The sequence below is a fragment of the Luteibacter sp. dw_328 genome, from assembly GCF_018449605.1.
In the GTDB taxonomy this organism is placed as follows: domain Bacteria; phylum Pseudomonadota; class Gammaproteobacteria; order Xanthomonadales; family Rhodanobacteraceae; genus Luteibacter.
In genome coordinates, this window is sequence record NZ_JAAVUW010000002.1 from 390,709 (window position 1) to 414,295 (window position 23,587).

Genomic DNA, 23,587 nt, shown 5'->3' on the forward strand with positions numbered 1-23,587 from the left:
ATAGTTCGCAATCGGTAACAAAAAAAACGCCGGGCAATGCCCGGCGTTTTTTTGTGAGGGAGGCCGAGGCCTCCCCGTACTTCCCTTAGTGCTCGTCGCGCGGCGTGTCGCCGTGCGGCGTTTCCTGGCGAGGACGCGTCAGGAGATCGCCTTGCGCCGGTGGCGCCCACGGCGAACCGGTGGACGGTTCATCAGCTGCCGGAGCCGGCTCAGCGACCGGAGCGCGGGTCGTATCCGGAGCCGGGGCCGGTGCCGGCGCAGCGACCGGCGTCGGTGCCGGAGCAGCAACCGGCGTCGGAGCCGTGACCGGAGCCGGGGCCGGGGCCGGGGCCGGGGCAGGTGCCGGAGCAGCAACCACCGGGGCTGGCGCGGGCGCCGCTACCGGTGCAACGGCAGGTGCCGGTGCATGGTGTGCTTCGGGCGCCTTGGCCTCGGTAACGACCGGGGCCGGAGCCGGAACCGGGGCTGGAGCCGGAGCGATGACGGGCTTCGGCGCTTCGACCGGGGCGGCTGCCTCGGCGGGCACTTCCACGATCGGGGCTTCCGGTGCCGTTTCCGGCAGCATGCCGCGAGCCGGCGTGTCGAGCACGGACGACTGCCTGGCCGGCGTGGAGAGCGGGATGGAAGGCTCGTCTACGGCCGGTGCGATCGAGGCTGGTGCGACTGCGGCCGGTGCATCGACGTGGACGGGTGCGCTTTCGACAGCCTTGGTTTCGACCGGCGTGGCCGCGACTGGCGCCTCTGCGGAGACGTCTGCCGTCTTCAACGGGGCGCCCGACTCGGTCTGGCGACGTTCGGTCGTACGCGCCTGCGCCGAGTCGGCCGGAGTAGCGGGATCGACAGGATGCGCATGCGGCGCGACCGGAGCGGAGGTGCCCGGGATCGGCGGCAGCTTCGGCAGCGAGGTCAGGGTGAGTGCCGAGGGCACCGACTCGTCATCCGCTGCCGTTGACGCGGCTGTTGTGACCGCAGCCGTCGCCGCGGCGGGAGCCGGACGGGTGGCTTCATTGCGTGGCGCTTCTACCGCGAAGGCGTTCTCGGCGGCAGCGGCGGTGTCGAGCATCGGCGGCACGCTGGCGCTGTCACGCGTGGTGCGAGCTGGCGTGGTCTCGACGATGTCGTCGTTGTCATTCTCGTCGTCATCGAGGTCGTCGGCGTTGCCGCCTTCGATCGAGCCGGCCTGCGTACCATCTTCCTGGCGACGACGACGACGACCGCCGCGACGGCCACGACGACGGCGCTGGCCACCCTCGGTGTCCTTGGTTTCGGTGGACGGGGCACCGCCATCGGCGGCGACCGAACCCTCGACCTGCGTGAGGGCTTCGTCGGTAATGACCGGCGAGATGCCGTCCTCGTCCTTCAGTGGGGCATTCGGCTTCTCGGCCGGGACACGAACGGTGCCCGGTGCGGCGGTCTGCGCAGCACCGGCAACGAGCGTCGTGGCCTTTTCGATCTTCTCGACCTTGTCACCCTGCGGCTGGCGCTCGCCACGCGGCTGACGACGGCCTTCGCCGCCCTGACGGCCTTCACCCTGGACCTGCTGCTCCTGGCGGCCGCCCTGGCGACCACCCTGCTGCTGTTCCTTCGGCTGACGCGGCGCCTTCTCTTCGCCCTGGCGTGGCTCGCCCTGACGCGGCTCGTTACGGGCCTGCTTGTTGCCGCCCTTGGCCTGCTGCTGGCCCTTCGGCTGCTGCTGCGCGTTGTCCTTGCGCTCGCCACGTTCGCTGCGTTCGCCGCGCTGACGCTGTTCGTTGTTCTTGTTGCGACCTTCGTTGCCACGACGGTCATCACGGCGCGGGTTGCGCTCGTTACGTCCACCGCTGCCCTGGCGCGATTCGTCGCGACGGGCCGGCGCCGGCTCGGCGGCGGGCGCTGCTGGCTCGGAGGAGCTGAACAGGCCACCGAAGAGGCGCGAGAAGAAGCCGCCCTTCGCTGCCGGAGCGGCAACCGGGGGACGTGCCTTCGCGGCGGCGACGGGCGCGACCGGAGTCTCGTCCTCGTCGTCACGGATCGGGGCGGGGGTGGACGGCACGACGCCGGTCACCAGCGGCTGCTCGCCACTGCCCAGGGCCTGGCCCATCTTCGGCAGGGCGACCGCGACCACCGGGGTGGTGCGCTCGTAGCTCGGCTTGCTGTGCTCGCCCATGTCCGCTTCACGGATACGGGTGATTTCCAGGTGCGGCGTCTCGAGCTTGTCGTCAGCGACGACGACCACGTGCACGTTGTGGCGCAGTTCGATCTCGACGACGCTGGCGCGCTTCTCGTTGAGCATGAAGTTGGCGACCGCGGGCGGCGCCTGCACCAGGACCTGCCCGGTGTTTTCCTTCATCGCGTGCTCTTCGATGAGACGCAGGGTGGACAGGGCCAGCGATTCGACGCTGCGGATGTGGCCATGGCCTTCGCAACGCGGGCAGACGATCTGGGTGGCTTCGCCCAGGCTCGGGCGCAGGCGCTGGCGCGACATTTCGAGCAGGCCGAAACGTGAGATGCGACCGATCTGGACACGGGCGCGGTCCGCCTTGAGGGCGTCCTTGAGGCGCTCTTCCACCTCGCGCTGGTGGCGCGGGCTATCCATGTCGATGAAGTCGATGACGATCAGGCCGCCGGCATCGCGGATGCGCAGCTGACGGGCGATCTCGCTGGCGGCTTCGAGATTGGTGTTGAACGCCGTCTCTTCGATGTCGCTGCCCTTGGTCGCCTTCGACGAGTTGATGTCGATGGCGGTGAGGGCTTCGGTCTGGTCGATGACGATCGAACCGCCGGAGGGAAGGCGGACGTTACGCTCGAAGATGCTTTCGATCTGGGTTTCGATCTGGTACCGCGAGAACAGCGGCGTCGGATCCTGGTAGAGCTTGAGCTTGCGCAGATTGTTCGGCATCACCTGCTGGACGAAGTCGCGGGCGTCGTTGAACAGCTGCTCCTCGTCGATGAGGATCTCGCCGATGTCATTACGCAGGTAGTCGCGCAGGGCGCGGATGAACAGCTTGGATTCCTGGTAGATCAGGAATGGGGCCTTCTGCGAGTTCGCAGCGCCCGAGACCGACTTCCACAGTTGCAGGAGGTAGTCGAGATCCCACTGGAGCTCTTCGGCGTCACGGCCCATACCGGCGGTGCGCACGATCAGGCCCATGTCGTCGGGCACCGAGAGGTGCTCCATCGCTTCCTTAAGGGCCTGGCGGTCTTCACCCTCGATGCGACGGGACACGCCGCCAGCACGGGGGTTGTTCGGCATCAGCACCATGTAGCGACCGGCGAGGCTGATGAAGGTGGTGAGGGCGGCTCCCTTGTTGCCGCGCTCTTCCTTCTCGACCTGGACGATGATTTCCTGGCCTTCCTTCAACAGCTCACGGATGTTGGACTTGCCTTCCGCGTTCGGGTTGAAGTACTCGCGGGCCACTTCCTTGAGCGGAAGGAAGCCGTGGCGTTCGGCGCCGTAGTCGACGAAGCAGGCTTCGAGGGACGGTTCGACGCGGGTGATACGACCCTTGTAGATATTGGCTTTTTTCTGTTCCCGGGACGGGATTTCAATATCGAGATCGTAAAGGTTCTGGCCATCGACGATGGCCACGCGCAACTCTTCGCGCTGAGTCGCGTTGATCAACATACGCTTCATTGTAAGTTCCTCGGCCTTGCCGCGCGGCCGCGGGCCGCGGTGGCGCCCTTTGGGGCGGCCTGCCGGGGATCGCGCCGCAGCGGTGAGGCTTCAAGCGGCATGGGATCCGGGACCGATACCTGGACCCGGCGTGATTCGTGATAAGCGCCTTGCAACCGGTCCGCGTCCTTACGGATTAGCCGGACAACCGCAACCCGAACCGCTACGATGTGGGGTGTGCTCACCTTCCGACCCCTCGGACGGAATGGCATGACACTCGCCTTACGTGACGGTACAGGCACCCCGCGAGAGATAAGTCTTCAGCGGAGCCTGGCGCTCGCCGAGTATCCTATCAAATTCGAGTTTTATCAATGCAGACGGTAACTTCCCTCGACGGCGGCCAAGGTGTGCGCATCGTCGAAATCGGCCCTGAGCGGGACGGCCAGCGCGTGGACAACGCCCTGATGACCATGCTCAAGGGAGTGCCGCGCAGCCTGGTCTACCGCATCCTGAGAACGGGGCAGGTCCGGATCAACGGCAAGCGGGCCAAGCCGGACACGCGCCTTGCCCTGGGCGATATGTTGCGGATTCCGCCGGTCCGCGTGGCCGAGCGCGAAGAGAACGAGGCGCCTTCCGGCATGGTCCGGTCGGTGGCGGACGCCGTCATCTTCGAAGACAAACACTTCCTGGTGATCGACAAGCCGGTCGGCATCGCGGCCCATGGCGGCAGTGGCGTCAGCCATGGCGCCATCGAGCTGCTGCGCGCGGCACGGCCGAATGAGCACCTCGAACTGGTCCATCGCCTCGACCGCGATACCAGCGGTGTGCTCGTGCTGGCGAAGTCCCGGTCGGGACTGACGGGCCTGCAGGCGCTGATCCGGGAAAATACGGTGACCAAGCAGTACCTCTGCCTGATGACCGGTACGCCGCGCAAAGCCAAGTTCGACGTGAATGCGCCGCTTCTGAAGTCCGTGATGCACGGTGGCGAGCGCCTGGTCCGCGTCGACGATGCGGGCAAGCCCTCCCTGACCTATTTCAAGGAACTGGAGCAGTACCCGAACGCCCGCCTGATGCAGGCGACCCTGGGTACCGGCCGTACCCACCAGATCCGCGTCCATGCACAGTACGCCGGGCATCCACTGGCCGGTGACCCGAAGTATGGCGACGAGGCGGCGAACAAGCGGTTCCGGGCCATGGGCCTGAAGCGGATGTTCCTGCACGCGGCACGCATGAGCTTCGACCTGGACGGCAAGAACTACGATTTTTCCTCGCCGTTGCCCGACGAACTCAAGGCGTTCCTCAACAAACTGGCCGGCTGAGGCCGGTCAGCCAAGGAACCTGGCGCTCACTTCCAGCGAGCGCAGGATCCCGCCGGCCAGGCAGGCCTGCAGCAACAGGGCGCTGGACGCATGGGCCAGTGCCACGGGAAGCAGGGCGCGGTGATGCAGGTACCACCAGGCCCAGCCGAGCTCGGCGACGAAACACAGCTGCATCAACAGGCTGTTGGGCGTGTGCAGCAGAGCGAAGGTCAGCGCCGCGAGCAGGACGGCCAGCGGCCGCGTAAGGGCCCGCGCGAGCAGCGAGGCGACCACGGCGAGGATCAGCCACTGCTGGACGAAGGCCCACGCTATATAGAGGAGTGCGCGGCCCGGTACCGGCCAAACCGGTGCGTGGCCCGCCACCGCCACGATCGCGATGGTGACTGGCAGGGCAAGGAGCGGCCAGCCTGCCGTGCGCCAGGCACCGAGCCAGCGCCAGCGCGGCAGCTGGCGCCTGATCGCCAGGACAAGGGCGTAAACCACGCCCAGCGCGAACATGACGACAGCCGGTGCGGCCGGCCTCGCAGACAAGCCGAGACCCGCAATGAACCAGACGGGTCCGGCGATGACGAGCAGTGCTTCTATCGGACCGGCCCGGACGGGCCGCACCGCGTCCGCTTCGGCGGGTTTCATCGCCGCGCGTACCGACGGCACGACGACCAGCAGCAAGAGGTAGAGCAGCGGAGCCGCCCAAGGCTGCCAGGCGGGAGCCGGAGGTTGCCGGACGGCATTGCCGAAACTCGCCGTGGGCGAGGTCGCCAACCGGGCGTCGCGCCAGTCGAGCAGGCCTTCGGCCGATAGTCCGTCAGGCAGGGACGTGGCGGCCGGTGGTAGCCATGTTTGAGGCGGTGCGAGAGAGGCCTCGCGAAGGGTAAGGGTCTGGCCGGCGGGCAGTGTGGCGACGAGTCGCAGCATGGCGGCGCGGCCCGGCGCGTTGACGGTGTGGTGGGTGTCATCGGTCCACTTGAGCCGGTCAAGCCGCACGGGGTGCGACAAGGCCTCCGGCGACAGATTACCCAGATCGGCATGTGCCACGGGTGCCTGCAGCGTCGGGCGGACCGCCAGGGCGTAATGCCCGGCCGCCGACGCCGAGGCATCCAGGCGCAGGGTCGCCAGCGCACGCAGGTCGGCCGGGCGGCGCAGCGGGAAGCCAATCTCGAGCGGGCTGCCGTCGGTTGCCCGCACCTGCAGGCCGCCCGGTACCTGTTGCAGTCTTCCACCACCGAAGACCCGCCCGGCAACGACATCGCCGCTGTCACGGAGATGCCAGCGCCATGGGGACGATCCCGTGGCGTACGCGGCGCGGTCGTTTGCGCTATCGCGCTCGATCGCCCCGCGAACCACCGTGGCCGCAAGCCAGGGCAGGGCGAACAGCGACGCGACCGCCAGCAGCACCGCTGCGAAAGCGGTCCCGCGAGGCGACAGCTTGCGCACCTCAGCGATCCAGCAGGGCCTCGACACGGGCCGCGCAGATCATGTCGTTCAGCGAGAGCCCGCCGACATCATGCGTGGACCAGAGCAGCTGGCAGTGGCCATAGCCCGCTTCGAGATCCGGATGGTGATCTTCCTGGTTGGCCATGAAACCTACGGCGTTGATGAAGCCCAGCGTGTGTTGGAAGTCCTTGAAGGGGAAGTCCTTGACGATGGCCTTGCCGTCCGACGTGATCTTCCAGCCGGGCAGGGTCGCGAGGTGACCCTCGACGGTGGCGCGGTCGAGGGCGTGCTCGGCGCCCTTGCGCGGCGTGCAGTGCTGGCTGGCGAGGGGGGAAAGGGTCATGGAGGAGGTCCGTCCTGTGAAAGCGCGAAGCGTCGGCGGTCGCGGTTGAATTGTCAAAAGGCGGCGTCCATTTCTAAACAGTACTAGAATGGTGCTATATCCGGCGCTCCCCACGCCGGACCCCAGTCCGGAGCCATCCATGATCGACATTTCGGAGCGCGCCCAGGCGCATTTCCAGCGCCTGCTTTCGCAGCAGGGCGACGACGACCTCGGCATTCGCGTGCGCGTGGTCAACGCCGGCACGCCGTCGGCGCAGTGCGAGCTCGAGTTCTGTTCCACCTCGGAACTGACCGGGGACGAATGGACCATCGAATGCACGGGCTTCAATCTGTATGTGGACGGCGAGAGCGCGCGTTGGCTCGATCCGGCCAATATCGACTACGAGACCACGGAGACCGGCAGCCAGCTCAATATCCGCGCCCCGCGGATCAAGGGTGAGGCACCGGGCGAGGGCGCCGGTCTTATCGAACGCGTGCAGTTCGTGCTGGAGTCGGAGATCGCGCCGCAGATCGCCTCCCACGGCGGGCGCATCTCGCTGGTCGAAGTCGCCGCCGGCAATATCGTGGTGCTGCGCTTCGGCGGCGGTTGCCACGGCTGCGGCATGGTGGACGTCACGCTGAAGAACGGCGTCGAAAAGACCCTGCGCGAGCGCATCCCCGAGATCACCGAGGTACGCGACGTCACCGACCACGAAACCGGCGAACAGCCGTATTTCGCCAAGGCCGCCGGTTAAACCGAGCCTGCCCGTGTAGGAGCCGATTCATCGGCGATAGCAATCTTGCCGCAAGCTCCCAATCGCCGATGAATCGGCTCCTACAGAAATAAAAAAAGCCCGCATAAGCGGGCTTTTCGTCTTCAGGCAGGCAATAACCGGTCAGTCGCTGCCCTGGATGTGATGCTCCAGCCCGTCGAGCTTGGTCGGCATCGTGGCGAAATACGCCGAGACATCCTCGATGTCCTGGTCGGAGAGCGTGGCGGCGAAGCCCTTCATGATCGGGTTGCCGCGGCGGCCGTCCTTGTACTCATGCAGGGCCATCGCGAGGTAGTCGGCGTATTGGCCGGCCAGTCGCGGGTACTGCGGGTCGACGGCATTGCCGTCCTGGCCGTGGCAGGCCACGCAGGTCGCGATCTTGGTCTTGCCGCGGGCGGGATCACCGGCGGCGAAGGTCTGGGTGGCGGTCAGCGCGAGTAGCGCGCCGATGGCTATCAGGGAAAACCCACGGATCATCATTCGTCCTCGGCGGCTTACTTGGCGAGACTGGAGAGGTAGGCGGCAACGTCCGCGATTTCCTCATCGGACAGGCTCTGCGCCTGGATACCCATCGTCGGGTGGGTGCGCTCGCCGCTCTTGTAGGCCTTGAGGGCGTTGACGATGTACTGCTCGTTCTGGCCCGCGATATGCGGCACGTGGTATTCGGGGTAAGCGTTGGCATAGCCCGGCACGCCGTGGCAGCCGTTGCAGGTATAGACCAGCGTCCGTCCCTTGGCCTTGTCCCCTTCGGCGTGCGCGGCGGACGCGGCGCACAGTGCTACAGCGATCAGACCAACCAGTTGCAGACGCTTCATTAAGAGTTCCCTGGGTGCCGGGCGGGGCCGGGGTTGAAAAGCCGTCGAAGTATAGAGGCCTGTCGCGACGGCGGACAACTCAGGGAGACCCGGACCTCAGATCAGGCTGCGAATGATGTGGAAGCCCGCGATGTATTCGCCGGCGATGGTACCGGCGCAAACCAGGAAGAAATTGAGCAGGGTCCGCGCCACACGGTTCTTCCACCAGCCCGTCCAGTGGGTGATGTCGTCGCGCAGGTGCTCGAAGTCGACCACGCGCGGCTTGCGGATCCAGGCCTCGGCCATGGCGCTGATGGCGCCGGAGGGGATGCCGGGGCGGAAGGGCTTCAGGGGCCCGGCGATGAAGGCTGCCACGATCGACAGCGGATGGCCGCCGGCGATGAGTGCGCCCAGAGCCGACAGGCCACCGGTCAGCAGGATCCAGTTCTTTACCGCGTCGGCGCCCAGGCTGGGGCTGCGATGAAAAGCGAAGCCGATGGCGACGAAGATCGCCAGCACCAGGCCCACGGCGACGATCTTGGGCCACTTCGAGGCGGGCGGCGTGACGGCGAGGTCATCCGCGAGTGCCTGCGCGTCGCCATGCTGGTGGGCCAGCTTCTCGCTCATGCCCTTGAGGTGGCCGGCGCCGATGACGACCAGCACCTTGCGCGTGGCGGCCTCGGTGTCCATGCGCAAGCCGTTCTCTCGCAGGCGCGCAGCCATGTACGTATCGCGCTCGGCAATCAGTGCGTTGTAGAGCGGCGCGGAGTTGGTGGCGAACTCGCTGAAGGCGCTTTCGAGCAGATCGGACTCCTTCAGCTTCTCGATATCGGCTTCGGCGATCTCCTCGCGTTCGAACACACTGCCGAGCATGCCGGCCATCAGGCCGAACCGCTGGAAGAAACCGACGCTGCGCCAGGCTCGTTTGAGGGTCGTGCCGACTTCACGATCGACGAGCCACACCGGCATGCTGCGCGCATCGGCGCCGTCCATCGCGGCTTTCATCTCGGCGCCCGGCTCGATGCCGTATTGCGCGGCGAGACGCTTCTGGAACGAACCGAGCACAAGGCTGGCCGCGACCATGCCGGCCTTGCCCTGGCGAATCATCTGGAAGAGGTCGAGCTGCTTGAACGCTTCCGGGTCGCGAATGCCATGCGCACGGCTGGCGCATAGCTCGACGGCGACGGCGTCGAAGTGCTCGGTCTCGAGCAGGGCTTCGACCGCGTGCACGCTCGCACGCGAAACATGGGCCGTGCCGAGGATGACGTAATCGACACCGTCGCGCCTCATGCGCTCGATAGGTTGGCCTTCCAGGGCCGCGGGAAGCGGTGCGTCGTGCTCGGCAGGGATCATGCGCTCGGAGTCCTTAAGAGGGGGATCAGTCGCGGTAGCGCTTGGTCAGGTCGCCGTAAGCGTCGATGCGACGGTCACGCAGGAAGGGCCAGATGCGCCGGACGTGCTCGCTGCGCTCCATGTCGACATCGCAGATCAGCAGCTCACGGCCCTCGGTGCCGGCCTGGGCGATGAACTCGCCCTGCGGGCCGGCCACGAAGCTCGAACCCCAAAACTGGATACCGCTGCCGACGTTGGACGGATCCGCCTCATAACCCGTGCGGTTGCACGAGAGCAACGGCAGGCCATTGGCGACGGCATGACCGCGCTGCACGGTGATCCAGGCATCACGCTGACGGGCCTTCTCGGCGTCGTCATCGTTAGGGTCCCAGCCGATGGCCGTGGGGTAGAACAGGATATCGGCGCCGGCCAGCGCCATCAGGCGCGCGGCTTCCGGGTACCACTGGTCCCAGCACACCAGCACGCCGAGCTTGCCGACCGAGGTCTGGATAGGGTCGAAACCGAGGTCGCCCGGCGTGAAGTAGAACTTCTCGTAGAAGGCCGGGTCGTCGGGGATGTGCATCTTGCGGTACTTGCCGGCGATCTCGCGCGAGCGATCGAAGACCACGGCCGTGTTGTGATACAGGCCGGTCGCGCGCTTTTCGAAGATCGACGCGATGACGACGAGCTTGAGCTCCTCGGCGAGCTTGCCGATGCGCTCGGTGCCCGGGCCGGGAATGGTCTCGGCGAGGTCGAACACGTCCACGCTCTCGCGCTGGCAGAAGTACGGGCCGTTGTGCAGTTCCTGCAGCAACACCAGTTCGACGCCAGCCTTCGCGGCTTCGCGCAGGCCGGCTTCGATCGCATCGAGGTTACCGTCGCGGCTGCCGCGGTCGGTTTCCTGGAGCAGGGCGACCTTGAGGGTCTTGCGGGTCATCGTGTTCGTTCCTCAGGGTTACTGGGCAATCGCGGCGGGCAGCTGCATGGTGATGCAATGCAGGCTGCCGTTCTGCCAGATCAGCGGACGGCATGGCACCTGGACGACTTCGCGGCCCGGATGAGCCACGCCGATGATCCTCGCTGCTTCCGCGTCCTTTTTGTCGCCATAGGCCGGCACGAGCACCGCGCCGTTGACGATCAGGTAGTTCGCGTAGGACGCCGCCAGGCGACGACCTTCGTCGAGGATCGGCTCGGCCCAGGGAAGCGGATGCAGCGGGTACGGCTTGCCTTCCGGCGAACGCAGCGCGGCGAGTTCCGAGCCCATCTGGCCCAGTTCGGCGAAGTGCGGATCGCTTTCGTCGTCGCAAGCCTGGTACACGATGCCGCCGTCCTCCGAGAAGCGCGCCAGCGTGTCGATATGGGCGTCGGTGTCGTCGCCTTCAAGGTAGCCGTGGTCCAGCCACAGCACGCGGTCGGCGTGCAGGGTGGTCGCCAGCGTCTCGGTCATCGTTTCGCGCGAGAGCTCGGGATGGCGCTGGTTGAGGCACTTCCACGTGGTCAGGATGGTGCCGCGGCCATCGCTCTCGATGCCGCCACCTTCCAACGCCCAGTCGATGCGCTTGTGCGGGAGGCCGGAGAGTACGCCGCGTTCGAGCAGACCGGAGATCAGCGCATCGTCCTGCTCGGCGCCGAACTTGCCGCCCCAGCCGGTGAAACGGTAATCGTTGAGCAGCACGCCGTCCGGGCCGGTGAGCGTGATCGGGCCGGAGTCGCGCAGCCAGGTGTCGTCGTAGGGCAGCTCGATGAAGTGCACGCGCGACAGGTCCGCGCCGGCTTCGGTGATTGCCAGGCGGGCGCGCTCACGCAGCGCGGCGTCGGCCACGATGATGTGCAGCGGTTCGAAGCGGGTCACCGCGGCGGCCAGCGCCACATAGGTCGTCTCGACCTCGGCCAGGCGATCGGCCCAATCGGTGTCCGCATGCGGCCAGGCGATCAGCACGCCGGCCTGCGGCTCCCATTCGGCGGGAAGTCGATAAGAAGTGCGGTCGGTCATGGCGGGCGGGGAGGCAGCTGGGGAAGCCGCCTATTGTAGGGCTTCCGGGTTACCGTTGCCTCGCCGCTCACCGCGCGGTGTAGGAGCCGATTCATCGGCGATCCCGCGGCAGCGGGCCGGATTGTCGTAGGAGCCGATTCATCGGCGATCCCGCGGCAGCGGGCCAGGTGCCCGCGAGCACCCATTCGCCGATGAATCGGCTCCTACCGAACAGGGCCTGCCGCTTATTTTGGCGCTTGCGGGTTCGTATTATTCCCGGCCGGCGTGTTCAGCACCGTGTGGACCACGTGGCTCTTCTCGAAATAGACGATGTAGCCCGGATACATCCAGCGGTTGATGACCGGCTGCTTGGCGCTGCCGCCGCCACGGGCGTCGAGCTTGGAGGTGGGTGCGCCGAACTGGCGTTCCACCTCGGCCATGCTCATGCCCTTCTTGGGCAGGCTCATGCCCTTTTCCTGCTGGACGCGCTGCATCAGCAGGCTGTCGGCGTGAACCGAAGGCGCCACGGAGGCGGAGACGATAGCCAGGGCGATCGCGGTGAAAACAGGCTTGAAGGTATTCATGATGGCTCCGTCGCGCTCCCCATGCGGCGCAAGACGCCGTTTTAACATGCCGCCTCATCCCGCGCCATGGGCGGCGTGCGCCGGGCGTCACGGCTGTGTGCTGCGTCGCGTTTCGGCCACGTGGGGGGCGGGACGGCTATCATGGGCAGTCGCTCATTGCAGTAACCCTATTCATGATCTCTTTTCGCAACCTCGCCCTGCGCCGGGGCAGCCGTACGCTGCTGTCGCAGATGGACCTCACTATCCAGAGCGGCTGGGCGCTCGGCGTCATCGGCCGTAATGGCTGTGGCAAGTCGACCCTGTTCGCTGCCCTGAAGGGCGAGCTGGAGCCGGAAGTCGGCGATCTGGACATGCCGTCGAAGATCCGGCTGGCCTCCGTGGCCCAGGAAACGCCGGCTTTGCCCGACCCGGCGATCGAGTACGTGCTCGGCGGCGACGTGGAAGTGGCCGCCGCGCTGAAGATGGAAGCCGATGCCTACGACGCGGAAGACTACGAAGCCGTGGCTCGGGCAAACATGCGCATCGAAGAGGTCAACGGCTACGACGCGCGTGCGCGTGCCGGACGGCTGATGCACGGCCTGGGTTTCAGCCCGGAGACCCATGAGCAGCCCGTCGCCTCGTTCTCGGGTGGCTGGCGCGTGCGCCTCAACCTGGCGCGCGCACTGATGGCACCCTCGGACCTGCTCCTGCTCGATGAGCCGACCAACCATCTCGATCTCGACGCGGTTCTCTGGCTCGAAGAGTGGCTGCGCCGTTATCCGGGCACGCTGCTGATCATCTCGCACGATCGCGAATTCCTCGACGGCGTGATCTCGCACACGCTGCATCTGCACGAAGGCAAGGCCAAGCTCTACACCGGCGACTACACCGCCTTCGAACGCCAGCGCGCGGAACACCTGCGCCAGCAGCAGATCGCGCATGTGCGCGAACAGGCCGAGCGCGCCCACCTGCAGTCGTTCATCGATCGCTTCAAGGCGAAGGCTTCCAAAGCCAAGCAGGCACAGTCGCGCATGAAACGCCTGGAAAAGATGGCCGGCACCGAAGCGGTGCGTGCGGAACGCTCCTTCAGCTTCACGTTCCCCACGCCCGACCGGTTGCCGACCTCGATGCTGCAGCTCGATCACATCGATGCGGGCTACGGCGACCACGTTGTGCTCCGCGACATCGCCTTCGGCCTGGAAGCGGGCGATCGCATCGGCCTGCTCGGCCCGAACGGCGCCGGTAAGTCGACGATGGTGAAATCGCTGGTCGGCGAGCTCGAGCCCATGGTGGGCGAGCGCACCTTCCATAAGGACATGAAGATCGGCTACTTCGCCCAGCATACGGTCGAAAGCCTGCACGAAGGTTGGAGCGCGTTCGACCATCTTCAGGAGAAGGCGCCTAACGCCGGCGCACAGGTGCTGCGCGACTATCTCGGTACCTGGAACTTCCCGGCCGATCGCGTCTTCGAACCGGTCGACAAGTTTTCCGGTGGCGAGCGCGCGCGTCTCGCCCTGGCGCTGATCGCCTGGGACAAGCCGAACCTGTTGCTGCTCGACGAGCCGACCAACCATCTCGACCTCGACATGCGCGAAGCGCTGGCCGATGCGCTGGCCGAATTCGACGGCGCGCTGGTGTTGGTCTCGCATGATCGCCACCTTCTTGGCATGGTCTGCGACGAGTTCTGGCGCGTGGCGGACGGCAAGGCTGAAGCCTTCGACGGCGACCTCGACGATTACGCCAAGTGGTTGCGTACGCGTGGCACCACGCGCAAGACCGCGGCTGTCGCCTCGGCGCCGCAGAATGCGCCGGTGCAAGAGGCCGCGAAAGAAAAGCGCAAGCTCAGCGCCGACGAGCGTGAGAAGGAAAAGCCGTTGCGCGCCCGGGTGAAGAAGATCGAGACGCTCATCGCGACCATGGACAAGGAGCTCACCGACATTGAAGGCAAGCTCGCTGATCCGACCGTTTATGGCGGCAGCACCGCAGACCTGATGAAGCTCGGTCAGCGCCAGGCCGAAGTGCGTGGCGAGAAAGAAGCGCTTGAGCTGGAATGGCTCGGGATTTTGGAACAGATCGAGGTCTGAGCATGGGTGCCGCCCTTAACGTCCTGCTGCCGAGTCGCGACAAGCTTCGCTATGTGCCCGCCTTCGCGGCGTGGCTGGCACGCGGCACGACGTTGTCCGCCGCCATGCCCGGCTACCTCGTGGCCATGGCGGAACAGTTCCGCTGGCCGAGCGGGCCGCTGCCGGCGGCCGCGCTCATCCGTCAGTCCGTGGCGGGTGATGCCGGCGACGCCTTGTGGCTCTCGGCGGACCCGGCCTGGGTGCAGCCGGAACTCAACGGCGCGCGACTGCTTGCCTGCGGCAACCTTGGCTTACGCCTGGAAGAGTCGATGGCGCTGGTCAACGCGCTTGCCGAGACGTTCGAAGCCGAAGGCATGAAGCTGCTCGTCGGCGATTCGCAGCACTGGCAGTTGCGTCTGCCGACCTATGTGGACGTGCCCTCGTTCCCCGAGCCGGAGGAAGCACTGGGGGCGGACCTGTTCGAACAGCTGCCCAAGGGCGAGGAAGGCCGCCGCTGGCGCGCGCTGATCAATGAGGCGCAGGTGGTACTGCACAACCACCCGGTCAACGCCGCGCGTGTCGCGCGTGGCCTGCCGCCGGTCAACAGCGTATGGCTATGGGGCGCCGGTGCGTTGCCTGATTGGGTCGAGTGCGGTCTGGGTCGCATCTATAGCGACGATTTGCTTGCGTGGGCGCTGGGTCACCGCGCCAACGTCGACGTCCAGCCCCGAAGCGCCTTCAGGGCCCCTCCTGTAGGAGCCGCTTCAGCGGCGATGGGTGCTCGCGGCAAACGGGCTATCGCCGCTGAAGCGGCTCCCACAGAGGTGCCTTACAGCCTGCTCGACCTCCAGGACATCCAGCCTGCCGAATTCGAACAGGTCTGGTGGCCCAACATCGAAGCACGCCTCGACGCCGGCACCGAAATCCGCATCGCCTTCGCCGATGGCGTTCGCATGGTCATACGCAAGAGCCACCGCCTGCGCTTCTGGCGCAAGGCATGACGGCGCGCGTCTGGCGTCAGCGTCACGTCGCCACCGCGCCGAGCGGCTGGCCGCCCCATGTTCATCCGGTGATCCAGCGCATCTACGCGGCGCGTGGTGTACCCACGCCTGAGGGCGCCGAGCATCGTCTTGCCAGGATGCTGTCGCCGACCCTGCTTGGCGGCATGGACGCGGCCGTCGCCTTGCTGATGGAAGCCATCGCGAGCGACAGGCACATCGTCATTGCGGGGGATTACGACTGCGATGGCGCCACTGGTACAGCCGTGGCCGAGCGTGGCCTGCGGCTACTGGGCGCACGGCACGTTCGTCACGTGGTGCCCAATCGCTTTGTCCACGGTTATGGCCTGAGCGAAGCACTGGTCGCTTCGCTTGACCCGTCACCTGATCTCATCGTCACCGTCGACAACGGCGTGGCGAGCGTCGCAGGTGTCGCCGCCGCCCGCGCCCGTGGTATCGACGTATTGATCACGGATCATCATCTGCCGGGCGACACCTTGCCCGACGCCAACGCCATGGTGAACCCGAACCTCGTAGGCGACGGTTTCCCGAGCAAGGCGCTCGCCGGCGTCGGTGTGATGTTCTATCTGTTGCTGGCACTTCGCGCCGCAATGCGCGACGCCGGTCACTTTGCCGGTGGCGAACCGGACCTGAGCGCGCTGCTCGATCTCGTGGCGCTGGGTACCGTGGCCGATCTGGTGCCGCTGGATTTCAACAATCGCGTGCTCGTGGAAGCGGGCCTGAAACGCATGCGCGCCGGGAAGGCCTGCGCCGGTATCACGGCGTTGATCGAAGCGAGCGGCCGCTCGCTCGCGACCGTTGGCGCGACGGATCTTGCGTTTGCGATTGGTCCGCGACTCAACGCGGCCGGCCGGCTCGAAGACATGTCGTTGGGCGTCGCCTGCCTCCTCACCGATGACACGGGCATGGCCCGTCGTTACGCCGAGCAGCTGTCGACGATCAACCAGGAACGCCGCGAGATGCAGGCGGGCATGGTCGAAGAAGCCGAGACAATGGTCGCACGTGCCGCGCACGTGGATTCGGTGGGCGTGGCGCTGTTCGATGACGGCTGGCATCCGGGCATCGTCGGGCTGATCGCGTCCAAGCTGAAAGAGAAGCTGCATCGTCCTGTCATGGCGTTTGCGCCGGCTGGCGACGACAGCGACGAGCTGCGCGGTTCGGCGCGTTCGATTCCGGGGTTCCATATCCGTGATGCGCTCGCGGAAATCGACGCGAAGCATCCGGGTCTGATCCTGCGATTTGGCGGCCACGCCATGGCTGCCGGCCTCAGCCTTCGCGCTAATGACTTCGATCGTTTCGCTGCTGCATTCGACGCGACCGCACGAGCACATCTAGACGACGAACGTCTGCAGGCCCTCGTCCACACAGACGGCGAACTCGATTATCGCGATCACACGCTCGATCTGGCCAAACAGCTGCGCTATGCCGGCCCTTGGGGCCAGGGATTCCCGCCACCGGTCTTCGAAGCGCGCTTCGAATGCGCGTCGTGGAAGCCCATGGGGAGCCGTCACCTGCGTCTGCAGTTGCGTCACACGCAGGGCGGTGCGCCGCTCGATGCCGTGATGTTCAACTGTTACGACGGCACGCCGCCGCCTGATCGCATACGGGTGGCGTACGAGCTGTCTGTCAACGACTGGCAGGGCAGGGAGAGCCTGCGGTTGTTGCTGACGCATATGGAACCGGTGGGCTGATCCGGACTACGCGACGACGGCAATCGTGCACGTCCGAGGCCACGGCACATCCGAAAACACGCTTCTCTCGTCGGTGTATTTTCCCGCGGCGCGGCGCATGATGGGATTCGACCCCAGAACGGGACTCTCAAGGATGAGACATGAAGACGATCCTGCTCACCGGAGCAACGGGCTTTGTCGGAAGTGCGTTGGCGGCAGCCTTTCTCGCAAGATCCGATCGGGTCATCGCCCTGGCTCGAAATGACCCCGATGGCGAACGAACGCGCGCAGCCGTCCGGGCTGCTGCGAAAGGCTTTGAGATCAGCCTTCCCGAGACGGTGCTAGACCAGCACCTGGACGTCGTCGAAGTCGATCACGATAGTTACGTGGCAAGGTTGGCGTCTGCTCGTCTCGCGGCGATCAGCGATGTCTGGCACGTCGCAGCGGATATGAGTATGGGGAAAAGCAAGCTTCCCCAGTCATTCGCCACGAACGTCGGCATGACGAGTGAGCTGTACGGATACGTGGCAACCCACGTTCCCCAATGCCGCCGCTTCTACTACATGTCGACTGCCTACGTGGTTGGACTGGATGGCGGCCAGGTAGACGAATCGCTGCACTTCGGTGGCAATTGCGTCAATCCGTACCAGGTGAGCAAGCGTTGTGCGGAATACTCCCTGGCGTTGTTGTCGTCGGCGTCCCGACTGCCTGTGACGATATTTCGTCCCACTATCGTCGTGGGCCACCGAGTGACGGGTTGGACCGTCAGAAATGGGTTCGGACTGTACATGTTCGTGGAGGCGATAAAGATGATAGCCGCCGGCACGCAGACGTCATGCAACTTACCCCTGACGAGCACGAGTCGTCCCGATCTCCTTTCTGTCGATCGGCTCGTCGAACAAGCCGTAGCGTTGACCGTCCGGCCACAGGCGACAAAGCCTCTGGAGATTTTCAACTGCTCAGGTGGCGGTGGCATGTCGATGGGTGAAGTCGTGACGGAAATCGGACGGTTGTGCGGCGTCGCGGTCCGTTTTTCTCCCCCGGAGACTGAGCTGGAAAAAGTCGTGGTGGCCGGTATGGAGCCGCGAATGCCTTTCGCAAACACGGACTGGCAGTTTAGTCGGTCGAAGCTTGACCAGGCGATGGGCGATCGTCACGGGGACATGCCCCTCAGTCTGGAAGAGCTCCGTCGGATCGTAAGCTGGTACCTGGCGGCGCCCTGAAAGCTCGACCCGAACGGCCCGGCGCACGGGACGACCGTTTTGCCGCAGCGGCGTGGAATGCCCGCAATCGTGTGTCTAGGCTGCAAGCTCCACTATCAAGGACACTCGGTATGCTTGCTCGTAGCTACGTAATGCTCGCCATCTCACTCTGTGCGACCCCATGCGCTCACGCTGCGACATCCGCTTCCTCGACGACAACGTCGGAAATTAAACAGCTTGTCGATACATTCAAGGCTGCGATCATCGCGAGGGACGGTGCGAAGCTCGACACGCTCTTCGTTCCGGAGAACACCAGCTGGTTCTCCGCTCTCGATCAAGCGTCGCTCGAGCAGACGCGCATGAAGAAACCCGATGCCAAACGCGTCCGGCCTGAACCAGACGCCTATAAGGGTTTCACGAAGTTTGTCGGCAGCACCAACCATGCCATCGAAGAGAAGTTCGACAACGTGCGCATCGATACGGATGGCATCGTCGGCTCCGTGTACTTCGACTACGTCTTCCTGCTCGACGGCAAGCCGACCAATCACGGCAACGAAACCTGGCAGGTGGTTCGTACCGACAACGGCTGGAAGATCAACGCGATGCTTTATTCGGTGATCCTGGATGCCGCGAAATGACCAGTTGTGCGCTGTTCTTTTGCGGGGCGCTTGTCATAGCGGCAACGCCTTCGTACGCCGCTTGCCTCGCACCTGGCGTCGAGCCAACCCCGTCCGCCGTGGTCGACGCGCAATTCGCGTACTACAACGCGCATAACGTCGAGGCGTTCGCCAGTTGTTACGCGGAAAACGTCGAGATGGTGTACCTCGATGCTTCGCATCCGGTGATCCGGGGCAGGGCGGAAATCCTCGAGAGGTTCGCCTTTCTCCGGACCATGCCAAAGGAGATGGGTGTGCAGATCGTCCGCCGCACGCTGACCGGCCCTACCGTGATCGACAAGGAGCATGTGATTGGCTTGCCCTCGGGAAAGAGCGCGCCGGATCTGGCGGCGATTTACGAGGTACGTGAGGGCCAGATCGTGAAGGTCTGGTTTCCGCCAAGCCACTGAGGCGCGGGAAATCGGGCAGGGTCAGAAACTTGCCCGATATACCTCGGGTATAGCTGCCGCCGCGCTAGTTCCTGACCTTCAAGCATGCGATGTTTTCCAGTCACCTCAACGCACAACCAGTTGCCCTGTCGGGACGCTGTTGTGAGTACCTAAGACCAACCGGAGCTCGTAATAAAATGACTATCAAAATGGCATCACTTGCGGTTATCTGCCTCCTGGTAGTCGCAAGCGCCGTTTCGGGCGAGACGACAACTCCCGGCCAAGATGTCGGTCCAGCACAATCAGTATCCGAACTGAGGGCGATGGCGAGCGGATACCACGAAGCGATGGTGAAAAAAGACAAGAATGCGCTCCTTGGCTTTTTTGTGGACGCATCCGTGCCGGTGAAGGGTGTTCCAAGTGATGCCTCTTACACGTTCATGGTGGAAGCGAGCAAAAAAGTAGCACCAAAACAAGTCGTTCCTCGATTCATGGCGTTTTCGGCGCAGGTATCGGTCGATGGCGACGTTCGCGCTGACGCGCCGGTCGAACAGGTTACAAATTTGCGCATTCTTACGGATGGCGCAATTGGCACTGTCACCTACGACTATTCGGTACCGGCAGGACATGGCACAGAAATCTGGACAGTTATACTTGCCAAGAAAGGCTGGAAGATAATGTCTATCGCCTACTCACTCAATCTTGCCTCACTCTGATGCGCTCGCGGAAATCGACGCGAAGCATCCCAATGCGTGCGATCAGGCGGGACGGGGTCATGCACATTCCTTGGCGTTAATCCGATGGCGGCGCCAGCTTAAGACAAGCAGCGCGTCAGCGCCCGGGTGGATGCCCCGAAAAAGCTATGGACGCGCCACCCGGTTGGCCCGGCGGGCCGTATGATGGCCCTACAACCCGTCGACTCCAGGGGAAGGACAACATGGCAAGCGGTACGCAGGATCTTGAAAGATTCGTACGCAAGGCGCTGGAAAAGGGAAGCAGCAAAGAGCAGGTCCAGTCGGCGCTGATCGCTGCGGGATGGACTGTCGAACAGGTGCGCAGCGCACTGTCTGGCTTTGCGGATGTACCGTTCGTGCTGCCGGTACCTCGACCGCGACCTTACCTGTCGGCACGCGAGGCGTTTCTTTACCTCGTACTGTTCACGACGCTTTATGTGAGCGCCTATCACCTGGGCAGCTTGCTATTCGACCTGATCGACCGCGCCTTTCCGGATCCGGCGAGTTTCACGGACAGCAGTTCGAACGGTATCCGTTGGTCCATCGCTTCGATCATCGTCGCCTTTCCGGTTTTCATCGGCATGTCGATGAAGGTCGGTGCCGAACTCACCCGGCATCCGGAGAAGCGTCTGTCCGGGGTGCGACGCTGGCTTACCTACCTCACGCTGTTTGTGGCTGCAGTCGTGCTCCTGTGCGATCTGATCACCCTGGTCGACCATGGGCTCGGCGGTGAGTTGAGCGTCCGCTTTCTGCTGAAGGTCGTGGTGGCCGCGATCATTGCGGTGGCGGTGTTCGGCTATTACCTGTGGGACCTGCGCCGCGACGAGCGTGAAGCATGAGCCGGCCGACGCCGGGTAAATGGCTGGCCATCGCCGGTGGTGTCGTCATGGTGGCTGCTGTCGTGGCGGGACTATCGTTACTGGGGTCCCCCGCGCATCAGAGGGCCGTCCGTCTCGATAGTCAGCGGGTGTCGAACCTGCGCACGTTGTCGACGTACGTTGGACTGGAGCTTGAGCGCAAGAAGGCCCTTCCTGCGTCGCTGGCGGCGATGGGTGTGGGTCAGAACGTGTCGACCGATCCCGTTACGGGGGTGCGTTACCGGTACGAGGTGATTGGGACTAGTGCCTTCAGGCTCTGCGCCACATTCGATGCTGCTTCCGAGAACGACGGCCGCGCGCGGCATGCGGTGGAAGGCTGGGCGCATGCGGCGGGCCCGCAGTGCTTCACGCGGCATGGCGGCTCCGATCAGGAAATCGACAACGCAGACCCGTAACGTCGATGTAATCCGGTCGGCTCAACCACTTGCCCGATAAACCTCGGGTAAACCCGACACCCCGTCCACATCTATGAGACGCCGCCCACCTAACCTCGCCCCATGGCGATGGTTCACTGGGTCCAGATGGGGGAACGGCAGTACGCGATCCTGGAAGGGACGTCGCGGGCGTTTGCCCGCGTCAGCCCGCAGGACGGCAACTGGGTCGTCCGCTGGCGCTATGGGCCGCGGCGCGGGCAGGGCACCACCTTGAAGGGCGTCTCGCTCATGCAGCGCATGGTGATGCGTTGGGCGGAACACAATGAGGCGCGGCTGCGAAAGCTCATCCCGGCAGCCGGACGGCCCTACGAGCCACCTTCGGCGCTCGAACGCTACTTCTACGATGCGATCTGGCCGGGCTACGTGCCGGCGTCGCGTTGCTCTCGGCGCGCGGGACGGGAGCATTACTGAAGGCCGGCGACACGCCCCCATTGACCCGGGGGCTGTCCTCCCACACATAGGGTGCATCACTTAACCGTCTCCTTATCAGGTGGCAGCCCCATGTCTCCCGACCACTTTGTCCAGGCCATCCAGAACGCCGTGGTCCGCGACAATCTCGCGGTCTACAACGAGATGTTCCGCACCACGCCCGTGGACCGGGCGGTGGATCCGCTGTGGATTCGTGCGCTCACCATGTTCAATACGCTCGACGACGAGGGCAAGGACACCCTTATCGAAGTGATCGCCAACGTCATGGTCGACACCACGGCGAACATCCTTGGCATTGTCGATGGATGCTGTCCGGTCTCGGGCGTCGACGGCGATGTAACGCTTTCCGTCGGCGGCCAGGTCATCGGCGGCGAGCTGCAGGAACTCTTCCTCGAATTGAACGAAACGGGCTGACGCACCCGCGCGACACTGGCACACTCGGCCTTCGCTCCATGCAAGGCTGTCCATGCGTTCCCATGCCCTCAAGGCGGTGACGATCGCGCTGATTTCGGCGCTGTTCTTCACGCTCACCTATGTCCTCAATCGTGCTGTCGTCAGTGGCGGCGGGCATTGGCAGTGGGCGGTGATTCTTCGCTATCTGATGACCTTGCCATTGCTGGCGGTGGTACTGCCGTTCCAGGGTGGCCTGGGCGCCTTGCCGCACGAGTTGCGCGCGCACACGCGCCAGTGGCTGACGTGGAGCAGCGTGGGCTTCGTGTTGTTCGGCGTGCCGCTGACCTGGGCGGCGAGTAGTGGGCCGTCGTGGCTCGTCGCGGGTAGTTTCCAGACCACGGTACTGGCGGGGCCCATGTTGGCGCCCTTCATTTATCGCGATGCACGGGCGCGCTGGCACGTTGCTGCGCTGTCGATCGGCGTGCTGATCGTTGCCGGGGTGATGTTGCTGCAGTTCGGGCATTCGCACGGGACACTCGACGCATCAGCGTGGCTTGCGGTGGGCGCCGTGGTTTTTGCCGCGTTCGCTTATCCGCTTGGCAACCGGATGATCCTGCTGCATCTGGAACGCACGGGAACGAAGCTTGGCGCGGTGCAGCGTGTGTTCGGGATGACGTTGGCGAGTTGGCCGTTGTGGTTGCTGCTCGCCGTCGTCACGTGGCTCACCATCGGGCCGCCGTCGCTCCGTGAAGCGTTGCTCGCCGGTGGCGTGGCGTTGTCTTCGGGTGTGATCGCCACCGTGCTGTTTTTCCATGCGACGGAGATGGTGGGGCGCCAGGCGACCGCCCTTGCGGCCGTGGAGGCGATGCAGGCTGCCGAACTGCTGTTTGCCACCGTTATTGGAGTGATCTTCCTGCACGAGACCTTACCCGGACCGGTTGCCGCCTTGGGTGCCGTGGCCATCATGGTCGGCATCGCCTTGTTCGCCTGGGTCAGCGGCAGGGAAGGCGCCGCCGATACTGGGGAAGCGGCAGGCGATCGTGGCGCTTGACGCCATCGCCACGCGCGAAGCGTAGGCTGCAAGGCGACTCCAGGAGACGCCACCATGAAATCGTTCACGCTCGCGTTGCTGCTCGGCATTCCGTTGATGGCATCGGCACAGATGCGGCCGGGCACGCACGGCGAGGCTGCCCCGACGCCGGAACCGATGAAGCGCTTTGCGTGGCGGGACGAAGCAGCGGGTTATACGTTCGTCGCGCCACCTCGCTGGGCGGGCAAGGTGAAGGCCGTGCCGCTGGATTCGAAGGCGTTGGCGACGTCGGGTGCGACCAGCGGGGTACGCTTCGTTGCCGGGTCGAAAACCTTGCTGGTGTTGCTGTCCTCGGACGATGAGCGAGCTCACGCCATGGCAAGTTCGGGAGCGCGCGAGCTGTCGCGGCACGACGGGCATGTGGTGTCGCTGAAGACCGAGGCAGATTCGGGAGAACTGGCCCTGACCGGGGAAGAGTTGGCTTCGGCGATCCAGTGGGATGGCGATGCGCCGGGGACGGCGGTTCGGTGACACGGTAAGGACCAGCATCCGGCGCCATTGAGACGTTTCAGCTATGGAATCGGTGCCTG

Annotated in this window: 24 protein-coding genes; 15 read left to right on the plus strand and 9 right to left on the minus strand. The window is 65.0% G+C overall.

Annotation, left to right across the window (positions count from 1 at the left end; translation table 11 throughout):
• Positions 1-85 precede the first annotated feature (85 nt).
• Positions 86-3,613 carry a ribonuclease E gene (gene rne, locus HB634_RS06460; protein WP_213947988.1) on the minus strand — a complete coding sequence of 1,176 codons (3,528 nt, stop codon included), beginning with the start codon at positions 3,611-3,613 and terminating at the stop codon, positions 86-88.
• 350 nt (positions 3,614-3,963) lie between these two features.
• Here rne and HB634_RS06465 point away from each other — a divergent pair, with 350 nt between their 5' ends.
• On the plus strand, positions 3,964-4,911 hold the full coding sequence (locus HB634_RS06465) for an RluA family pseudouridine synthase (RefSeq protein WP_213947989.1): 948 nt from the start codon (positions 3,964-3,966) through the stop codon (positions 4,909-4,911).
• A gap of 6 nt (positions 4,912-4,917) precedes the next feature.
• Here HB634_RS06465 and HB634_RS06470 read toward each other — a convergent pair whose 3' ends face one another.
• Both HB634_RS06470 and HB634_RS06475 read right to left on the minus strand, forming a co-directional pair.
• Positions 4,918-6,345, minus strand: coding sequence for a CPBP family glutamic-type intramembrane protease (locus tag HB634_RS06470; RefSeq protein ID WP_213947990.1), 1,428 nt, complete (start codon positions 6,343-6,345; stop codon positions 4,918-4,920).
• A gap of 1 nt (position 6,346) precedes the next feature.
• The gene (locus HB634_RS06475; protein ID WP_063572126.1) at positions 6,347-6,688 is read right to left on the minus strand and encodes a 4a-hydroxytetrahydrobiopterin dehydratase; all 342 of its coding nucleotides are present in this window, start codon (positions 6,686-6,688) and stop codon (positions 6,347-6,349) included.
• Positions 6,689-6,827: 139 nt separating this feature from the next.
• On the opposite strand from HB634_RS06475, the gene HB634_RS06480 reads away from it, so the two are divergent.
• Positions 6,828-7,421 (plus strand): NfuA family Fe-S biogenesis protein, encoded by a 594-nt coding sequence (locus HB634_RS06480; RefSeq protein ID WP_063572125.1) that lies wholly within the window; start codon positions 6,828-6,830, stop codon positions 7,419-7,421.
• A 141-nt stretch (positions 7,422-7,562) separates the two neighbouring features.
• Here the strand turns inward: HB634_RS06480 and HB634_RS06485 are convergent, their stop codons facing one another.
• From HB634_RS06485 to HB634_RS06510, 6 genes are all read right to left on the minus strand, one after another.
• Positions 7,563-7,916 carry a cytochrome c gene (locus tag HB634_RS06485; protein WP_213947991.1) on the minus strand — a complete coding sequence of 118 codons (354 nt, stop codon included), beginning with the start codon at positions 7,914-7,916 and terminating at the stop codon, positions 7,563-7,565.
• Positions 7,917-7,933: 17 nt separating this feature from the next.
• Positions 7,934-8,254, minus strand: coding sequence for a cytochrome c (locus tag HB634_RS06490; RefSeq protein ID WP_046969130.1), 321 nt, complete (start codon positions 8,252-8,254; stop codon positions 7,934-7,936).
• 96 nt (positions 8,255-8,350) lie between these two features.
• Complete coding sequence (locus tag HB634_RS06495; RefSeq protein ID WP_213947992.1) at positions 8,351-9,586, minus strand: TraB/GumN family protein; 1,236 nt, start codon at positions 9,584-9,586, stop codon at positions 8,351-8,353.
• A gap of 25 nt (positions 9,587-9,611) precedes the next feature.
• The gene (locus tag HB634_RS06500; protein ID WP_063572664.1) at positions 9,612-10,502 is read right to left on the minus strand and encodes a carbon-nitrogen hydrolase; all 891 of its coding nucleotides are present in this window, start codon (positions 10,500-10,502) and stop codon (positions 9,612-9,614) included.
• 18 nt (positions 10,503-10,520) lie between these two features.
• A complete protein-coding gene (locus HB634_RS06505) occupies positions 10,521-11,558 on the minus strand; it encodes an agmatine deiminase family protein (protein WP_213947993.1) in 1,038 nt (345 codons plus the stop codon).
• 224 nt (positions 11,559-11,782) lie between these two features.
• Positions 11,783-12,121, minus strand: coding sequence for a hypothetical protein (locus tag HB634_RS06510; protein ID WP_063572662.1), 339 nt, complete (start codon positions 12,119-12,121; stop codon positions 11,783-11,785).
• A 173-nt stretch (positions 12,122-12,294) separates the two neighbouring features.
• On the opposite strand from HB634_RS06510, the gene HB634_RS06515 reads away from it, so the two are divergent.
• From HB634_RS06515 to HB634_RS06575, 13 genes are all read left to right on the plus strand, one after another.
• Positions 12,295-14,184, plus strand: coding sequence for an ATP-binding cassette domain-containing protein (locus tag HB634_RS06515; protein ID WP_063572661.1), 1,890 nt, complete (start codon positions 12,295-12,297; stop codon positions 14,182-14,184).
• A 2-nt stretch (positions 14,185-14,186) separates the two neighbouring features.
• Positions 14,187-15,164, plus strand: a complete 978-nt coding sequence (locus HB634_RS06520) for a phosphoglycerate mutase (RefSeq protein WP_213947994.1) — start codon at positions 14,187-14,189, stop codon at positions 15,162-15,164.
• Positions 15,161-16,873 carry a single-stranded-DNA-specific exonuclease RecJ gene (gene recJ / locus HB634_RS06525; RefSeq protein WP_213947995.1) on the plus strand — a complete coding sequence of 571 codons (1,713 nt, stop codon included), beginning with the start codon at positions 15,161-15,163 and terminating at the stop codon, positions 16,871-16,873. Before HB634_RS06520 ends, recJ begins: the two co-directional genes overlap by 4 nt.
• Before the next feature lie 140 nt (positions 16,874-17,013).
• Positions 17,014-18,075, plus strand: coding sequence for an SDR family oxidoreductase (locus tag HB634_RS06530; RefSeq protein WP_213947996.1), 1,062 nt, complete (start codon positions 17,014-17,016; stop codon positions 18,073-18,075).
• A 110-nt stretch (positions 18,076-18,185) separates the two neighbouring features.
• Positions 18,186-18,692, plus strand: a complete 507-nt coding sequence (locus HB634_RS06535; protein WP_213947997.1) for a hypothetical protein — start codon at positions 18,186-18,188, stop codon at positions 18,690-18,692.
• Positions 18,689-19,120, plus strand: coding sequence for a nuclear transport factor 2 family protein (locus HB634_RS06540; RefSeq protein ID WP_213947998.1), 432 nt, complete (start codon positions 18,689-18,691; stop codon positions 19,118-19,120). The genes HB634_RS06535 and HB634_RS06540 overlap by 4 nt, the downstream gene beginning before the upstream one ends.
• Before the next feature lie 176 nt (positions 19,121-19,296).
• A complete protein-coding gene (locus HB634_RS06545; RefSeq protein WP_213947999.1) occupies positions 19,297-19,815 on the plus strand; it encodes a hypothetical protein in 519 nt (172 codons plus the stop codon).
• Between the two features lie 221 nt (positions 19,816-20,036).
• Positions 20,037-20,672 (plus strand): DUF5671 domain-containing protein, encoded by a 636-nt coding sequence (locus HB634_RS06550; protein ID WP_213948000.1) that lies wholly within the window; start codon positions 20,037-20,039, stop codon positions 20,670-20,672.
• Complete coding sequence (locus tag HB634_RS06555; RefSeq protein ID WP_213948001.1) at positions 20,669-21,106, plus strand: hypothetical protein; 438 nt, start codon at positions 20,669-20,671, stop codon at positions 21,104-21,106. Before HB634_RS06550 ends, HB634_RS06555 begins: the two co-directional genes overlap by 4 nt.
• A gap of 102 nt (positions 21,107-21,208) precedes the next feature.
• Entirely contained in the window at positions 21,209-21,556 is a 348-nt protein-coding gene (locus HB634_RS06560; RefSeq protein ID WP_213948002.1) for a hypothetical protein, read from the plus strand.
• Positions 21,557-21,646: 90 nt separating this feature from the next.
• Complete coding sequence (locus HB634_RS06565) at positions 21,647-21,988, plus strand: hypothetical protein (protein WP_063574097.1); 342 nt, start codon at positions 21,647-21,649, stop codon at positions 21,986-21,988.
• 52 nt (positions 21,989-22,040) lie between these two features.
• Complete coding sequence (locus HB634_RS06570) at positions 22,041-23,018, plus strand: multidrug resistance efflux transporter family protein (RefSeq protein ID WP_213948003.1); 978 nt, start codon at positions 22,041-22,043, stop codon at positions 23,016-23,018.
• A 54-nt stretch (positions 23,019-23,072) separates the two neighbouring features.
• The gene (locus HB634_RS06575; RefSeq protein WP_213948004.1) at positions 23,073-23,528 is read left to right on the plus strand and encodes a hypothetical protein; all 456 of its coding nucleotides are present in this window, start codon (positions 23,073-23,075) and stop codon (positions 23,526-23,528) included.
• The last annotated feature ends 59 nt before the right edge of the window (positions 23,529-23,587 follow it).

Coding starts and splice junctions, on each gene's coding strand:
- HB634_RS06510 (WP_063572662.1), bottom strand. CDS start 12,121: ATGAATACCTTCAAGCCTGTTTTCACCGCGATCGCCCTGGCTATCGTC.
- HB634_RS06570 (WP_213948003.1), top strand. CDS start 22,041: ATGCGTTCCCATGCCCTCAAGGCGGTGACGATCGCGCTGATTTCGGCG.
- HB634_RS06545 (WP_213947999.1), top strand. CDS start 19,297: ATGACTATCAAAATGGCATCACTTGCGGTTATCTGCCTCCTGGTAGTC.
- HB634_RS06575 (WP_213948004.1), top strand. CDS start 23,073: ATGAAATCGTTCACGCTCGCGTTGCTGCTCGGCATTCCGTTGATGGCA.
- HB634_RS06465 (WP_213947989.1), top strand. CDS start 3,964: ATGCAGACGGTAACTTCCCTCGACGGCGGCCAAGGTGTGCGCATCGTC.
- HB634_RS06530 (WP_213947996.1), top strand. CDS start 17,014: ATGAAGACGATCCTGCTCACCGGAGCAACGGGCTTTGTCGGAAGTGCG.
- HB634_RS06515 (WP_063572661.1), top strand. CDS start 12,295: ATGATCTCTTTTCGCAACCTCGCCCTGCGCCGGGGCAGCCGTACGCTG.
- HB634_RS06550 (WP_213948000.1), top strand. CDS start 20,037: ATGGCAAGCGGTACGCAGGATCTTGAAAGATTCGTACGCAAGGCGCTG.
- HB634_RS06505 (WP_213947993.1), bottom strand. CDS start 11,558: ATGACCGACCGCACTTCTTATCGACTTCCCGCCGAATGGGAGCCGCAG.
- HB634_RS06500 (WP_063572664.1), bottom strand. CDS start 10,502: ATGACCCGCAAGACCCTCAAGGTCGCCCTGCTCCAGGAAACCGACCGC.
- HB634_RS06560 (WP_213948002.1), top strand. CDS start 21,209: ATGGCGATGGTTCACTGGGTCCAGATGGGGGAACGGCAGTACGCGATC.
- recJ (WP_213947995.1), top strand. CDS start 15,161: ATGACGGCGCGCGTCTGGCGTCAGCGTCACGTCGCCACCGCGCCGAGC.
- HB634_RS06475 (WP_063572126.1), bottom strand. CDS start 6,688: ATGACCCTTTCCCCCCTCGCCAGCCAGCACTGCACGCCGCGCAAGGGC.
- rne (WP_213947988.1), bottom strand. CDS start 3,613: ATGAAGCGTATGTTGATCAACGCGACTCAGCGCGAAGAGTTGCGCGTG.
- HB634_RS06495 (WP_213947992.1), bottom strand. CDS start 9,586: ATGATCCCTGCCGAGCACGACGCACCGCTTCCCGCGGCCCTGGAAGGC.
- HB634_RS06535 (WP_213947997.1), top strand. CDS start 18,186: ATGCTTGCTCGTAGCTACGTAATGCTCGCCATCTCACTCTGTGCGACC.
- HB634_RS06565 (WP_063574097.1), top strand. CDS start 21,647: ATGTCTCCCGACCACTTTGTCCAGGCCATCCAGAACGCCGTGGTCCGC.
- HB634_RS06540 (WP_213947998.1), top strand. CDS start 18,689: ATGACCAGTTGTGCGCTGTTCTTTTGCGGGGCGCTTGTCATAGCGGCA.
- HB634_RS06490 (WP_046969130.1), bottom strand. CDS start 8,254: ATGAAGCGTCTGCAACTGGTTGGTCTGATCGCTGTAGCACTGTGCGCC.
- HB634_RS06520 (WP_213947994.1), top strand. CDS start 14,187: ATGGGTGCCGCCCTTAACGTCCTGCTGCCGAGTCGCGACAAGCTTCGC.
- HB634_RS06480 (WP_063572125.1), top strand. CDS start 6,828: ATGATCGACATTTCGGAGCGCGCCCAGGCGCATTTCCAGCGCCTGCTT.
- HB634_RS06555 (WP_213948001.1), top strand. CDS start 20,669: ATGAGCCGGCCGACGCCGGGTAAATGGCTGGCCATCGCCGGTGGTGTC.
- HB634_RS06485 (WP_213947991.1), bottom strand. CDS start 7,916: ATGATCCGTGGGTTTTCCCTGATAGCCATCGGCGCGCTACTCGCGCTG.